We start from the raw sequence: 15,274 nt of genomic DNA on the forward strand, positions 1-15,274 counted from the left end.
CATCTGGATGGTGGGCCGGCCGGTCGGCACGCTGCCGCCGGTCGGTTCGTACAGAGCAAGCAAAGCCCTACGGATAAATTAACCTTGTTGCCATCCGGAGGGTTTTATCCCTCGACCCCGCTACCGTCGGGTATGAAGGTCGGCCTGGTCGCCCAGAGGGAGAACGCTCGCGCGGCCCGTCTCGCGGAACAGCTCCGGGAGATGCTCCGCGAGCAGGACGTGACGGTCGTCGTCGACACGGTCACCGCGGCCGCGCTCGACGTGCCCGGCGTAGACCCGTCGGCGATGGACGACGCCGACCTCGCGGTGAGCATCGGCGGGGACGGCACGTTCCTCTTCACCGCCCGGGGGGTCGGCACCGTCCCCATCGTCGGCGTCAACCTCGGCGAGGTGGGGTTCCTGAACGCCGTCTCGCCGGGCGACGCCGTCGACGTGGTGCGCGAGGAGGTCGAGCGCTTCGAGTCAACGGGCTCGGTCCGGACCCGGGAGATGAGTCGCCTGCGCGCACGGGGTGACGGCTGGGACCTCGACCCGGCGGTCAACGAGATCGTCGTGCAGGGCCCACAGCGCGGCCACGGCAACGGCGGCGAGTTCGAGGTGCGCGTCGACGGCGAGCTGTACAGCGGTTCCGCGGCCGACGGCGTGCTGATTGCCACGCCCGCTGGCAGCACGGCCTACAACATGAGCGAGGGCGGGCCGCTGGTCCGCCCGGAGGTCGACGCCGTGGTCGTCACGGAGATGTGCGCCGACGACCCGATGCCGTCGCTCGTCTCCGCGGCAGACAGCACGGTGACGGTGCGCATCGACGACGCCGAGATGGGCTACGTCATCAGCGACGGGCGGGCCCAGCAGGAGCTTTCGCCCCCGACGACGATCACCGTCGAGCGCGCCAGCGAACCGGTCCGGCTGGCCGGCCCGCCAAGCGAGTTCTTCAAGGCGCTCAACAAGCTCGACTGACCGGGATACGGGCAAACCCCCTGACTTTCGAAAGCACTAATCAACTCACGACCCTACCCGGGGGCAATGAGTGAACAACTCCCCGACGTGCAGGCGTCGAGCCCCGACGTGACCGTCGGGCTGAGCCAGGTCGGCGTCACGGGCGTCGAGAAGCTCGTCAAGCTGGCCCGTCCGGACAAGCGACCCATCGTGCTGACGGCGGAGTTCGAGGTGTTCGTCGACCTGCCGTCGTGGCGGAAGGGTGCCGACATGTCCCGGAACATGGAGGTCATCGACGAGACGCTGGAGGCCGCGACGCGCGAAGAGGCCTACCGCGTCGAGGACGTCTGCGGCGACGCCGCCGAGCGCCTGCTCGCCAAGCACGACTACACGAGCAAGGCCGAGGTGCGCATGGAGGCCGAGCTGATGACCCGGGAGAAGACCCCGGAGTCCGACAAGGAGACGCAGTCGACCATCGACGTCATCGCGTCGGCAACGGCGACCGAGGAGGGCACCCGTGAGGAGATCGGTGCCCGCGTCGTCGGCATGACGGTCTGTCCCTGCTCGCAGGGGATGTCCGCCGCCCGTGCCCGCCGCGTGCTCGACGACCTCGGTGTCGACGACGAGACCGCCGAGGCGTTCCTCGACGAGGTGCCCCAGCCGGGTCACTCCCAGCGCGGCCACGCCACGCTGACCGTCGAGAGCGAGGACGCCCCCGAGGTCGACCTGATGAACCTCGTCGACGTGGCCCGCGACGCGATGTCCGCCCGCATCTACAACCTCGCGAAGCGTCCCGACGAGGACCACATGACCTACCACTCCCACGCCAACGCGAAGTTCGTCGAGGACTGCGTGCGCTCGATGGCCGAGGACGTGGTCACGGAGTTCCCGGACCTCCCGGACACCGCCGTCGTGACGATGAAGCAGTCGAACGACGAGTCCATCCACCAGCACAACGCCCACGCCGAGCGAATCGTCGAGATGGGGACGCTGCGCGGTGAGGTGGACGGGGCGAACTGAGCCGACGCCCCGGATCTGCTCTTCTACCCGGGTCTCGCACCGTCGACGAACGCCCATCGAGCCACGGCAGCCGACGCGAGCAGGGACACCCCCGGGCGACGAAGCACACGTCTCGCCGACGATGACGAGAGGGGTGACCGAGTTCGGCCGGGTCCCGTTCGAGCGACCCACCGACGCTGTCGGCCGGTTATCGTCCGAGTATCGGCGCAATTTTTTCGCTCTGTCTGTGTGATAGACTAGATTCAGCGACGAACTGGTTTCTGGCCGCCGAGCGTATTTTTTACACCCTAGACAATAGATTTAATATGTCTTCGGAGATAATGTCTTGGAACGAGGTCGCACATGAGGGGACAAGGCACATCGACGGAGCGGGCAAGAGGTGTATCAGAGGTGACAGGCGTGGTGCTGTTGTTCGGCATCGTCATCGCGGGGGCGGCGATCCTGTTCGTCTCCGGGTCGGCGGTCACTGAGACCGTGCAGGACAACAACGAGATCGAGTCGGCCGAGATCGCCATGTCGAACGTCGACAGCGAGCTCGGCTCGCTCTCGATGGCCGACTCGGGCACCGGCCAGCAGCTCGACCTCGGGAGCATGTCGGCCAACGACGCCATCATCAACCGGACCGGCCAGATCCGGGTCAGCGTGAACGACAGGAGCGCCTGTGCGGCGACGGTACCGCTGACCGCGCTGGAGTACCACCACGAGAGTGGCACGACCATCGTCTACGAGTCGGGCGCGGTCTGGCGTGCCGACGAGGACGGTGGCGTCTCCCAGCTCAGTGAACCCGGGGTCCGCTATCAGGAGCAGACGCTCCAGCTGAACCTCGTCAACCTCTCGGGGACCGTCGACGACTCGACCATCGACGTCCAGAAGAACAGCACGCGTTCTGCAGCGATGTCGAACTCCGTCCGGAACCAGCTCTTCTCCGGTTCCTGTGGCGACCCCGACGACTTCCGGAACCTCACGCTCTCGGTGACGAGTACCTACCACGAGGCGTGGCAGCGCCACCTCGAAGCCGAGTTCGGTCAGAGCCAGGTCAGCCAGGCAGGTCCCCAGACCGTCGCGGTCGAGATCCCGCGCTCGATGCTTCCCCCGGAGTACGACAACCGCCGTAACACCGTCGTCGACTTCGACGACGGCCAGCTCGTCACCGGCGAGATCCTCTCCGAGGGCACACTCAGTATGGCCGCAGCCGGTGTCGCGAGCGGCGACGACGATGCGCTCGCGATAGACAAGGGAGAGGGCAACACCTACCCGAGTTCGCTCACCCTCCTCGGCTCCGCCAACGCGAACGCGACCACACACGAGGTCGAGGAGAACGCCCCCGGCGACCCCCTCGTGGGGTGGAACAACTCGACGATGACGCTCGACGACGGTAGCACCGTCGAGCTCACCCACGAGGAGCCGATCTACGAGCAGCAACAGCAGTGGAACAACTGGACCGAGGAGGTCCCGACGAACGAGACCCTCGAGATCGTCTTCGTGATGGACGAGTCCGGCTCGATGGGCGACGACTCGAAGATGGAGAACGCGAGGGAGGCGGCCCACGACTTCATCGAGGTGGTCGAGACGACCACCAACGGGACCGAGCCGCGGTTCAGCGTCGTCGGCTACACCTCGAACGCGGGCTGTTCGGACTGGTACCGGGACTACCATCGAGGCCGGTATCGGTACGTCTGCGAGGCACCGTCGCCTGCGAACGTCGTCGAGCACCATCCGCTGAACACCGACGAGGAAGGTGCTCACGACGCCATCGACGGCCTCGAACCGCAGGGCAACACCCCGATCAGCCAGTCCATCGAGGAGGCGGCGGACATCCTCCAGAGCCAGGGTAACAGCTCCAACGAGCAGTTCATCGTGCTCCTGACCGACGGTCAGCACAACGTCGACGACGAACCGAACGACTACGTCCGCTGGCCGGACGAGGCGGCCGAACAGGAGGTTCCGGACGGTGTGACCCTGCACAGCGTCGGGTTCGGTAACCCGGACGACGAGATACTCGAGGCGACCGCGGAGGCGACCACCGACGGGGAGTACTACCCCGTCTCGGACTCCGACGACCTCAGCGAGACGTTCGAGGAGATCGCCGAGAACGTCAGTACCCGGACGGTGTACCACAACGAGAGCTACAACGAGACGGTCCTCGTCGGCATCGAGGAGACCACCGAGACGGTCTCGGTGTCCAACAGCAGTCAGTTCGACGTGAACCTCTCGACGACCCGGACGCTCACCGAGGCGGAGGCAGAGAACCTCTCTGTCGGCGACACTGTCTGGGTGAACGGCACGGAGTCGCTCACCATCGACGAGAACCAGTCGGTGTCCATGGAGTTCACCGTCCAGCGGTTCGACGAGGCGTCGAACTCGACGTACACGACGACCGTGCCCCGGACCGTGGAGTTCTCCTTCGAGGACACGGTCACGGGCGAGGTGAACGACACGGTGACCCTCGAGAACCGCCACCTCGACACCGACACGACGTACGAGCGCTACCTGCTGCACCCGCAGGCGACCCTCGCCGTCGAGACGGGTGGCAGTGCGACCACGCTCTGGGATGGGCGGAACCTGAACAACTGGACCGCCGACGGCGTCACCCTGGACGCGTTCGAGAGCGAGGGCTTCACGATGGCAGACGGCGAGGAGACCGGCTTCCAGCCGACGTTCCGCGAGTGTGTCGCGAACGAGACGACCGGCGGTACGGTCACCATCGACGGGACGGACTACCAGGAGACCTACTGTACGGGTGCCGGGAGCACCACGATGGGCGACGCGGAGACGCAGGTCCACATCTACGGCAACGACTCGCAGATCCTCGCCAACGCCAGTCTCTCGTGGCAGGAGTCGGTCAGGGAGATGCTCGACACGCCCGACGGGCAGTACTACCGCGAGACGCCGAGCGGCGACCTCTACACCGACCTGCCCTGTGACAACCAGGCCATCGTCGTGGTGGAGGCGACGGACAACGAGACCCAGACCGACGCGAACAACATGGTGTTCCTCGCGGAGGTCGGCCGCTGTTCGGAGGACGTCGAGATGAGCTACCTGGTCGGGGTGGACGTGAGCGTGGTCTCGACCACGGAGAACGGCACGCGCGTCGTCGCGGCGCCGCCGGTTGCCGACGCCGACGCCGAGGCACTGCTGTCGGTCGACCAGCCCGCGCCGTCGACCGCGGTCGTACGGGCACCGGCCCGAGAGCGCGCGGTCTGAACCGACAACCGTTAAGCGGTATCGGGCGAGAGTGCCGGTATGACAGACCCGGCGACGCTCGCCGACCGCGTTCGGGCGGGCGAACTGCGGCTCCACGAACTCGAAGCGCACGCCGACCACGACACCGCCGCTGCGGCACGCAGACTCGTTCTCGAGGCCGAGACCGACGCCGACCTCTCGACGACCGGTAGCTACGCGTTCGACGCCGAGGTCGCGGACTCGGCCATCGAGAACATGACCGGTGCGACCCAGGTCCCCTTCGGTGTCGCCGGCCCGGTGACCGTCGATGGCGGGGCGGCCGACGGCGAGTACTACCTCCCGCTGGCGACGACGGAGGGGGCGCTCGTCGCCTCGGTGAACCGCGGGCTGTCGGTCATCGAGTCGGCGGGCGGGGCCGAGGCCCGCGTGACGAAGTCGGGGATGACGCGCGCACCGGTGTTCCGGACCGGTGGGATCGTCGAGTCGGCGGCGGTCGTCGAGTGGGTGCGCGACCACGAGGCGGAGCTGGCCGAGGCGGCGGAGGCGACGACGAACCACGGGGAGCTGCTCGACGTGACGCCGTACGTCGTCGGCGACTCGGTCTACCTGCGGTTCCGCTACGACACGAAGGACGCGATGGGGATGAACATGGCCGCCATCGCGACCGAGGCGGCCTGCGAGCTCGTCGAGGCGGAGACGCCGGCCGAACTCGTCGCGCTCTCGGGCAACCTCTGTACCGACAAGAAGCCGGCGGCGATCAACGCCGTCGAGGGTCGTGGCCGGTCGGTCACGGCGGACGTGGTCATCCCGACCGAGGTCGTCGAGGAGCGGCTGCACACGACGGCGGCGGCCATCGCGGAGGCGAACACGCGCAAGAACCTCGTCGGGAGCGCGAAGGCGGGGTCGCTCGGGTTCAACGCGCACGCGGCGAACGTCGTCGCGGCGTCGTTCATCGCGACCGGCCAGGACCCGGCCCAGGTGGTCGAGGGGTCGAACGCCATCACGACGGCCGAGGAGCGCGAGGACGGGCTCTACCTCTCGGTGTCGCTCGCCTCGCTGGAGGTCGGGACCGTCGGTGGCGGGACGAAGCTGCCGACGCAGTCGGAGGCGCTGGAGCTGGTCGGCCTCACCGGTGGCGGCGACCCGGCTGGGGCGAACGCCGACGCGCTGGCGGAGGTCATCGCGGCGGGCGCGCTCGCGGGCGAGCTGTCGCTGCTGGCGGCGCTCGCGTCGAACCACCTCGCGTCCGCCCACGAGGAGCTGGGCCGGTAGTCAGGCCCGTTCGAGCGTCCGTCGAGGGTCGACCCGACCGACGAGTGCGGCGACGACGACGACCGCCGCGACGGCGAGGACGGTCGGCGAGACGCCGAGAAGGAGTGGGGTCGCCACGCCGACGCCGAACGCGAACTCGGCGAGCGCGCGGCGGCCATCGCGTTTTCTGACGGTCCGGAGTGCGCCGAGACCGAAGGCGGCGAGACAGCAGGCACCGGCGAGGAGGGCGACCTCGACGGCCGTCCCGGCGACGAGTAGCGTTCCGCCGCTGTCGCGGCCGACGATGACGAGGGCGAACAGCGTCGCGACGAACTGGGCGCCGACGACGGCGAGGCCGACCGTCCGGTCGTTCATGCACGGAGCTAGCCGGCGACGGACAAGAGCCTGCTGGCAGCAGCTGTCGTCAGCGCTGGCGTCGCAGGCCCTCAGCCAGCGCGGGCACGCCGACCGAAGGCGCGACGGGTCCGACTGCGAGCGGACCGACGCCGACGAGGGTGGCCAGCGGCTCGGCGAACAGCAGGACAGGCCAGTCCGACGAGGGCCCCGACGACGTAGCGGGGGCGGTCGTGGCTTACAGCAGGCGGTACTGCCCCCGGCTCTCGGTGACCTCGCCCTGGCGGACGAGCTTGGTCAGGGCGCGCTCGACGTAGTCAGCGGGGACGCCGCGTTCCTCGGCGTAGGCGACGACCGCCTCCTCCGTCGGTGCGTCCAGCTCGCGCAACGCGTTCGTGACCGTCTCCCTGCGACTGGTCGAGCCACGGGTCTCGGTTGCGCTCTCGCCGGCCTCGTTGACCCGGTCGACGTCGAGCCCCGAGGCTTCGAGGAACTCGTCGTCGTCGAGCACGCCGTCGGCCACGTCGTCCTCGAGCTCGGCGAACGAGTCGACGGCCGCGAACGCGTCGCCCTCGCCCTGTCGGTTCGCGAGCATGGAGGCCCGCACCTCGCGGGCGTGATCGAGGTCGTCCGTCTCGACGAACGACCGGACCTTCGAGAACTGCTTGCGAGCGCCGCAGGTGCCACAGCGTGTGGTCTCCGGGCGTCCCTCGACGATCCGGAGCGCGCTGCAGTCGCTACACCCGACCACGTGGTACATGTCCGGGACTGGGGCCTCGTCCGATTTGAACCTTCGTCTCGTCGGGCAGAGGGCTCAAGGTGTCTGCGTTCGTGGTCGCCGTATGAACAGCCCGTCGTTCTCCGCGCGTGACCTCTCCTGGACTCCGAAGCCGGGTGTCGCCGACGAGTCGACGGTGCTCTTCGTCGCCACGGCCGGCGACGACGACGTCGCCACTGTCGCGGGAACCGACGGGCTCGACGTCGTCCGGGTCGCCAGCCTCGACGCGGTGTCGACGGCGCTGGCCGACCGGGTCGTCGACTGCGTCGTCCACGTCACCGGTCCGGACGTACCGGCCGTCACGGCGACCGTCGAGACGGTCCGGGACGTGAGTGGGACACCGTACGTCCTCTACGCGGGTGACCCGGAGATGGCGACGGTGGACGCGGTGCTGATGCAGTCGGGGACCGCGTACGTCCCCCGGCGCGGGTCGGACGCGGCGGCGCGGCTCCTCTCGCAGGTCCGACGGCTGACCTCGGAGCGTTCGCTCCGACAGGCGCTCGAACTGCGCGAGCGCGCGCTCGACCAGGCGACGGTCGGCATCACCGTGGCGGACGCCGACGAGTCGCTCGTCTTCGTCAACGAGGGGTTCGAGCGACTGACCGGTTACGACGCGGACGAGGCGCTCGGCGACAACTGTCGGTTCCTGCAGGGCGAGGACACGGCCGAGGAGACGGTCGCAGAGATACGGGCGGCCATCGACGCCGGCGAGCCCGTCTCGACGGTCATCAGGAACTACCGGCGGGACGGGACACCGTTCTGGAACCAGCTCGACATCACGCCCGTCGAGGACGGGTCGGGGACGGTCACCCACTACTTCGGGTTCCAGAAGGACGTGACCGAGCGCCTCGAACTGCAGGAGCGCCTGCGCGACCGCAACGAACGGCTCGACGAGTTCGCCGAGGTGGTCAGCCACGACCTCCGTGGGCCGCTCTCGGTCGCGCAGGGCTACCTCGAGGCGCTCGACGGCGACCAGGCCGATGCGGCGGGCGCTGCCCTCGACCGGATGGAGCGGCTCATCGAGGACGTGCTGACGCTGGCACGCGAGGGGCGCTCGCGGGCCGAGACCGAGCGGGTGTCACTGGAGACGGTCGCGACGCGTGCCTGGACGACGGCGGAGACGGGGTCGCTCGACGTGGCGCTCGGTGACGGGCTCGGCACGGTCGAGGCGGACCCGGAGCGTCTCCAGACGCTGTTCGAGAACCTGTTCCGGAACGCCGTCGACCACGCGACGGGGGCGACGACGGTCCGTGTCGAGGCGACCACCGACGGCTTCGCCGTGGTCGACGACGGGACGGGGATCGACCCCGCGGTCGCCGACTCGCTGTTCGAGCAGGGTGTCACGACCGACGACGAGGGGACCGGCTTCGGGCTGGCCATCGTCGCGACCGTCGCGGAGGCCCATGGCTGGTCGGTCACTGCTGTGCCGCAGGATGGGGCGCGGTTCGAGGTCGACTGCGCCGGCGGTGCCTGACGCCGGCGGTCACCCGAACATCGGCCCGGTCGCGAACGACGGTCCGTCGTCGTCGTCGTCCGGCTCGTCGGTCGACTGCTCCGATCCGGTCGCCTGTGGTTCGCCGCCGTCGGCGGCGGCCTCCGCCTCGGCTCGCCGCTGTTCGGCGAGTGCCTCCGCCTGCTGGTCCTTGTGTGACGCGAGGTCCCTGGCGTAGGAGGCGATGGCCCGTTTCGTCTCGTCGTTCTGCATCACGAACGCCTCGGTGATGTACTTCGGAACCTCCGTCGAGCGGGCGCGCTGTGCCTCATACGCGACGATGTTGCGCAACGTCTCCGGGTCGTGCTCCTCGAAGTGCTCGACGACGAAGTCGGGCACCTGGTCGGGTGGCATGGGGGGAGATGCCATGTCACACAAGTATAGTTCCCATTAGAAATAAGTTCTAGTTATTTGACGCGGATTGGACATGTTGGTCAGTGGTCCCGAAACCCGGAGGCTGCGTCGGGGTGGTAGCAGAACGGCCGGGAGGTGGCCGAGAAAGCCGCTTCACGACTGCAGATTCTTGTTGGCGTTCCAATACTATCGGCCCGGCGGCTGTCGTCTCTGGGTTCCGATGCGATTCCCCGGGGGTCGAAGAAGGTCGGCTGTCGGATACTGCGATGCGGCGACCGGTTCTCCGACAGCTGCTCGATGTTCCCGGAAATCGAAGAGTTCCGGGTGCCAGAGAAACTGTCTACGACAGCTGCTCGATGTTCTCGATGATCTGCTCGGCGTACTCCGTGGTCGAGAGCTTCTCGCCGCCCTCGATCTGGCGTTCGAGGTCGTAGGTGACCGTGCCGCTGGAGATGGTCTGCTCGACGGCGTCGCGGATGAGCGCCCCGGTGTCCTCCCAGCCCATGTACTCGAACATCAGGCGGCCGGAGAGGATGAGTGCGGTCGGGTTGGCCTTGTCCTGGCCGGCGCGCTTCGGTGCGCTGCCGTGGACGGGCTCTGCGAGACAGCGACCCTTACCGAAGTTCGCGCCGGGCGCGATGCCGAGGCCGCCGATCTGGGCGCCCGCAGCGTCGGAGAGGTAGTCGCCGTTGAGGTTCGGCATCGCGAGCACGTCGAACTCGTCGGTGCGGAGCTGCATCCACTGGAGCATCGCGTCGGCGAGGCGCTCCTCGACCATGACGGCGTCCTCCGGGATGTCGACCTCGTCCTGCTCCTCCCAGAGCGAGTCCGGTGCGGCGAAGACCTCGTCGTCGGGGTACTCCTCGTCGGCGACCTCCATGCCCCAGGTGCCGAACTGGCCCTCGGTGAACTTCATGATGTTGCCCTTGTGGACGAGCGTGACCTTGTCGCGGTCGTTCTCGATGGCGTAGTCGATGGCCTCGCGGACGAGGCGCTTGCTGCCCTTCTCGGAGATCGGCTTGACGCCGATGCCGATGGGGCCCTCGTGCATGATGCCGTCCATGCCCATCTCGTCCTCGACGAACTCGCGGACCTTCTCGACGTCCTCGGTGCCCTGCTCCCACTCGATGCCGGCGTAGACGTCCTCGGTGTTCTCGCGGAACGTCACCATGTCCATCTCCTCGGGCGCCTTCATCGGGGACGGGACGCCGTCGAGGTAGTACGTCGGTCGGACGTTCGCGTAGAGGTCGAGCGTCTGGCGGAGCGCGACGTTCAGGCTGCGGAAGCCGGCGCCGACCGGCGTCGTGAGCGGGCCCTTGATGGCGACGCGGTGGTCGCGGATGGCGTCGACGGTCTCGTCGGGGAGGTTGACGTCCTCGCCGTAGACCTCGCGTGCGGACTCGCCGGCGTACACCTCCATCCAGTGGACGGTGCGTCCGGTCGCCTTCGCGGCGGCGTCGAGGACCTTCTGAGCGGCGGGACCGACGTCCTTCCCGATGCCGTCTCCGTGGATGATCGGGATGATGGGCTCGTCCGGAACGGACAGCTCCTCGCCGTCGGCCGTGATCTTCTCGCCCTCGTCGGGTACCTCGATATGCTCGTAGTCGGAGCTCATTGTCACCTGAAGCGACGAACAGTGCGGGTAAAAGGGCTATCATTTGGGTCTACGCGGCAAGAATCGCGACCCGACCGTGGTCGGGGGTCGACTGCGCTGGACGGACCGAGCATCCCGTGGTACTCCTGGCGCGAGGCGCTGCTGGCCGGTTCCAGCGGACGAACACGCCACCACCCCTGCTGCTGCCGAAGCACCCGTACTTTTGGGGGCCCCCGCGGAACGCCAGTCCATGCAGGTCATCGTACACGGCGGTGCGGGCGGGGTGCCCGACGACCCGGACCCCAGACAGGCAGTGCTCGACGAGGCAGCGGAGAGCGGCGCAGCGGCTACGACACCGCTCGACGCGGTGGAGAGCGCGGTGCGCGTGCTCGAATCGTCGCCCCGGTTCAACGCCGGGGTCGGTTCCTGCGCGCAGTCCGACGGCATCCTCCGCACGGACGCCGGCGTCATGACCGACGACCGGTCTGTCGGCGCGGCGGCGTCGATGCCGGGCGTCGAGGCCGCGGTCAGCGTCGCACGTGCCGTCCTCGAGGAGACGCCGCACATCCTGCTCTCGGGTGTCCACGCCGTCGACTTCGCCGCTGCGCAGGACGTCGACTGCGAGGTCGACCTCTGGACCGAGAGCACGCGCGAGCGCTTCGCCGACGCCGACGTGCCCGATGGCGACATGGCGGCCCAGGCCCGCTGGGTGTCGGAGACGTTCGGCGGCTCGACGGCCGACCCGGACGCCGAGCAGGAGGACGCGGGCGCGCCGGCGGGCAAGGACCACGACACCGCCGGGGAGACCTCGGCGAGCAGTGATCTGCGAGATCACGACACGGTGGGCGCGGTCGCCCGCGACGGCGACCGGTTCGCCGCGGCGACCTCGACGGGCGGCCGCTGGCTCGCGCTCGCGGGCCGGGTCGGCGACGTGCCACAGGTCGGCAGCGGCTTCTACTGCTCCCCGGCGGGCGGCGCGAGCGCGACCGGTGCCGGCGAGGACATCGCCCGCGTCACGCTCTCCCGGCGCGCGGTCCGCTACCTGGAGGAGGGGATGGACGCACAGGCCGCGGCAGACCGGGCCATCGACGAGTTCGGCGAGCTGACGGGCTCTACCGCCGGGGTAATCGTCGCCGACCACGAGGGGACCGGTGCAGCGTACAACAGCGCGGGGATGCAGACCGCGGTCGACGAGCGATAGCGGTTCGACGCCTGCCGACATCGCCGACGGATAGTGATTCACCCGGGAGATACGCCGAGATTACCCCCAGTAGCTGCCGACTGTTCGACAGCTGTCGTAGCGTAGATTTATGCTCGTCGAAGTAGTCCGTCTCCCCATGCTCGAACAAGTGCAACACGGCCGCACACGGGAGTGCCCGGAGTGCGAGACAGTCACGGTGAACGTCCAGGGGGTCGATGCCTGTCCGCGGTGTGCCTGGGTCGACCGGTAGTCAGTCGGTGCGACCGGACCAGTCGGGAGAATCGGCATCGCGGGCGGCGGCGCGGGCTCGTTCCATCATCAGTTCCTGCACGTTGACGACCGGCGCCCCGTCGTCGGGAGACAGCTGCTCGTAGCGACCGTCTGAGCCGAGTCGCCAGCGCTTGCGATTGTCCGAGAGGTTCGCCTCGAGGATCGTCCACAGCTCGCTCTGCAGTCGTTCGTTCTCGACGGGTGCGACGCCTTCGACGCGGTTGTCGAGGTTCCGCGTCATCCAGTCGGCCGACCCGATGTAGAACCCCGGCTCGTCGTTCTCGAAGTACCAGATGCGGGAGTGCTCGAGGAACCGGCCGACGACGCTGTAGACCGACACGTTCTCGCTGACGCCGTCGATACCGGGGTAGAGCCGGCAGATGTCCCGCACGACGAGGTCGACGTCCACGCCGGCCTGCGAGGCCTCGTACAGCTCGCGGACCATCGCGGGGTCCTCCAGCCGGTTCATCTTGGCGACGATGCGGGCGTCGCCGCCGTTGCGCGCGACCGCGGCCTCGTGCCGGACGAGGTCGGTGAACCCCTCGCGCATGTTCCCGGGCGCGATGAGCATCTTCCGGTACTCGTCGTGCCTGGAGTGGCCGGTGAAGAAGTTGAACAGCTTCACGAGGTCCTGCCCGACGTCGCGGTCGGCCGTGAGCAGCCCGAGGTCGACGTACGTCTTCGCCGTCTCGGAGTGGTAGTTCCCGGTGCCGACGTGGGAGTAGAGCTCCACGTCCTCGCCCTCCTCGCGGACCACGAGCGTGGTCTTCGTGTGTGTCTTGTACCCCGGCGTGCCGTAGGCGACGTGGATGCCCTCCTCCTCCAGTCGTTTCACCCAGCGGAGGTTGTTCTCCTCGTCGAAGCGGGCCTTCAACTCGACCATCACCGCGACCTGCTTGCCGTTCCGGGCCGCATCGATGAGGCTCTCGATGATGTTCGAGTCCCGCGACGTCCGGTAGATGGCTGCCTTGATGGCGAGCACGTCGGGGTCGTGGGCGGCCTCGTCGATGAACCGGTGGACCGTCTTCGAGAACGAGTGGTACGGGTGGTGGACGAGCACGTCCTCCGCCTGCACCACGTCGAAGACGCTGCGGTCCTGGGCGTCGAGACGCGATTCGAGCAGCCGCGGGTGGGGCTGGGGGGTCCACGGCTCCAGTTTGCGGTCCGGACGGTCGAGCTCCGTGAGCTGCATCAGGTCCCGGAAGTCGAGCGGTCCCTCGCGCACGAACGTCTCCGCCTCGCTCACGTCGAGGTGCGTCTGGAGCAGGTTCCGAACGCGGTCCGGCGTCCCCGCTTCCAGCTCGAGGCGGACGACCGTGGCGAACCGCCGTTCGTGGAGCACGTCCCTGATGGCGTCGACGAGGTCCTCCGCGACCTCCTCGTTCCGCCGCACCTCCGCGTTGCGGGTCACGCGGAACGTCGAGTGCGCGAGCACCTCGACGTCGGGGAACAGCAGGTCGAGGTTCGCCGCGACGACCTGCTCCAGCGGGACGAACGTCCGGTCGTCGTCCGCCTGCTCGTCGTCTTCGACCGAGACGAGCCGGGGCCGGTTCCCCGGTATCTTCACGCGGGAGAACGTCACCTCGGCGTCCGGGTTCGACCGGGTCAGCACCGCGAGCGAGAGGCTCAGGTTCGAGATGAACGGGAACGGGTGCGCCGGGTCGAACGTCAGCGGCGTCAGTGTCGGGAGCACCGAGCGCTCGAAGTAGTCCCGCAGCGCCGACTGCTCCGACGCGGTGAGGGTCTCGTAGTCGACGATGTCGATGCCCGCGTCGGCCAGTGCCGGCAGGATGTCCTCGTGGTAGCAGCGCGTCTGCCGGTCGAACAGCGGTCGGGCCGTCTCGAATATCTCCGCGAGCTGCTCGTCGGGGGTTCGACCGTCTGGCGTCCGGTCGGTCACCTCGGCGGCGACCTGCTGTTTCAGGCCACCGACCCGTTTCATGAAGAACTCGTCCATGTTCGAGGTGAAGATGGAGAGGAACTTCACGCGCTCCAGCAGCGGGTTGCGGTCGTCGAGCGCCTCGTGGAGCACGCGTCGCTGGAAGGAGAGCTCGCTCAGCTCGCGGTTCCGGTAGAGTGACGGGTCGTCCAGGTCGACGTCGGTCGCTGGCGGGTGTTCGTCGGACATCCTAGACGGTCGTCGTCCGCTTCGGGCGCACGATCTTCGAGGAGCTCCGGTCCTGGCCGGCCCGGTCGAGCGGCACCGAGACGAACTCGTCGGCCGCGACGTCGTAGGCGGTCAGCTCGCCGCCGTAGACACAGCCCGTGTCGAGGCCGACGGCGTACTCACGGTACACGGGTGACTCGAGCACGGTGTGTCCGAAGAACACCCGCGGGCCCGCGTCGCGCTCCTCGAACCAGAACGGGCCATCGTAGCCGTCGGCGGGGTCGAGCGCCCGCATGTTCTGGACGTCGTCGACGCTGTGGTCGGCGAGCGGCTTCCGGTGGTCGATGCCGCCGTGGACGACGAGGTGGTCATCCCAGGAGAGCGCGACCGGCATCGACCGGACGTACTCGCGGTCGACCGGGCCGAGCTCGGGGAGGGAGGCGTCGCCGCGCAGGAGCTTCTCCTCGTTGTTGCCCCGGACCGAGAGCATGTTCGGGGCGTCCCGGACCCGCCGGAGCACGCCGCGGCTGTTCGGGCCCTTCCTGACGAGGTCGCCGACGAAGACGACGAGGTCGTCGGTGGTCGGGTCGAGTTCGACGAGCAGCCTGTCGAGTGCGGACAGACAGCCGTGGACGTCGCCGACGACGTAGACGTCGTCCCAGTCGTCTCGGTCGACCGTGCGGTGCCACGCCGCCTCCGTCTCGGGGAACGCGGGAGCCGGTGTTCGCATTGGG

The 15,274-nt window shown here is 68.5% G+C and carries 12 protein-coding genes; 6 read left to right on the top strand and 6 right to left on the bottom strand.

The annotated features are described in order from the left end of the window. Nucleotides 1–132: 132 nt before the first annotated feature. The 4 genes from ACSG06_RS03230 (at nt 133) to hmgA (ending at nt 6,411) form a co-directional block, all read left to right on the top strand. A complete protein-coding gene (locus ACSG06_RS03230; protein ID WP_440988824.1) occupies nt 133–957 on the top strand; it encodes an NAD(+)/NADH kinase in 825 nt (274 codons plus the stop codon). 66 nt (nt 958–1,023) lie between these two features. Beyond that, nucleotides 1,024–1,956 (top strand): GTP cyclohydrolase MptA, encoded by a 933-nt coding sequence (gene mptA / locus ACSG06_RS03235; RefSeq protein ID WP_440988825.1) that lies wholly within the window; start codon nt 1,024–1,026, stop codon nt 1,954–1,956. A gap of 342 nt (nt 1,957–2,298) precedes the next feature. After that, the gene (locus tag ACSG06_RS03240; RefSeq protein ID WP_440988826.1) at nt 2,299–5,160 is read left to right on the top strand and encodes a vWA domain-containing protein; all 2,862 of its coding nucleotides are present in this window, start codon (nt 2,299–2,301) and stop codon (nt 5,158–5,160) included. A 39-nt stretch (nt 5,161–5,199) separates the two neighbouring features. Continuing rightward, on the top strand, nt 5,200–6,411 hold the full coding sequence (gene hmgA / locus ACSG06_RS03245) for a hydroxymethylglutaryl-CoA reductase (NADPH) (protein ID WP_440988827.1): 1,212 nt from the start codon (nt 5,200–5,202) through the stop codon (nt 6,409–6,411). On the opposite strand, the gene ACSG06_RS03250 is transcribed toward hmgA, so the two are convergent. Together ACSG06_RS03250 and ACSG06_RS03255 are read right to left on the bottom strand one after the other, a co-directional pair. Continuing rightward, a complete protein-coding gene (locus ACSG06_RS03250) occupies nt 6,412–6,765 on the bottom strand; it encodes a hypothetical protein (protein ID WP_440988828.1) in 354 nt (117 codons plus the stop codon). Between the two features lie 217 nt (nt 6,766–6,982). Then, on the bottom strand, nt 6,983–7,504 hold the full coding sequence (locus tag ACSG06_RS03255) for a DUF5817 family protein (RefSeq protein WP_440988829.1): 522 nt from the start codon (nt 7,502–7,504) through the stop codon (nt 6,983–6,985). 82 nt (nt 7,505–7,586) lie between these two features. On the opposite strand from ACSG06_RS03255, the gene ACSG06_RS03260 reads away from it, so the two are divergent. Continuing rightward, nucleotides 7,587–8,996, top strand: coding sequence for a PAS domain S-box protein (locus ACSG06_RS03260; RefSeq protein WP_440988830.1), 1,410 nt, complete (start codon nt 7,587–7,589; stop codon nt 8,994–8,996). 9 nt (nt 8,997–9,005) lie between these two features. Here the strand turns inward: ACSG06_RS03260 and ACSG06_RS03265 are convergent, their stop codons facing one another. Next, the gene (locus ACSG06_RS03265) at nt 9,006–9,383 is read right to left on the bottom strand and encodes a hypothetical protein (protein ID WP_440988831.1); all 378 of its coding nucleotides are present in this window, start codon (nt 9,381–9,383) and stop codon (nt 9,006–9,008) included. Nucleotides 9,384–9,708: 325 nt separating this feature from the next. Continuing rightward, nucleotides 9,709–10,983 (bottom strand): isocitrate dehydrogenase (NADP(+)), encoded by a 1,275-nt coding sequence (icd, locus tag ACSG06_RS03270; RefSeq protein WP_440988832.1) that lies wholly within the window; start codon nt 10,981–10,983, stop codon nt 9,709–9,711. A gap of 229 nt (nt 10,984–11,212) precedes the next feature. On the opposite strand from icd, the gene ACSG06_RS03275 reads away from it, so the two are divergent. Continuing rightward, nucleotides 11,213–12,163: an isoaspartyl peptidase/L-asparaginase gene (locus ACSG06_RS03275; protein ID WP_440988833.1), complete on the top strand. Its 951-nt coding sequence runs from the start codon at nt 11,213–11,215 to the stop codon at nt 12,161–12,163. A 250-nt stretch (nt 12,164–12,413) separates the two neighbouring features. Here ACSG06_RS03275 and ppk1 read toward each other — a convergent pair whose 3' ends face one another. Next, nucleotides 12,414–14,561: a polyphosphate kinase 1 gene (gene ppk1, locus ACSG06_RS03280; RefSeq protein ID WP_440988834.1), complete on the bottom strand. Its 2,148-nt coding sequence runs from the start codon at nt 14,559–14,561 to the stop codon at nt 12,414–12,416. A gap of 1 nt (nt 14,562) precedes the next feature. After that, nucleotides 14,563–15,270, bottom strand: coding sequence for a metallophosphoesterase family protein (locus ACSG06_RS03285; protein WP_440988835.1), 708 nt, complete (start codon nt 15,268–15,270; stop codon nt 14,563–14,565). Nucleotides 15,271–15,274 lie beyond the last annotated feature (4 nt).

The sequence above is a fragment of the Haloarchaeobius baliensis genome, from assembly GCF_052060055.1.
Lineage (GTDB): Archaea > Halobacteriota > Halobacteria > Halobacteriales > Natrialbaceae > Haloarchaeobius > Haloarchaeobius baliensis.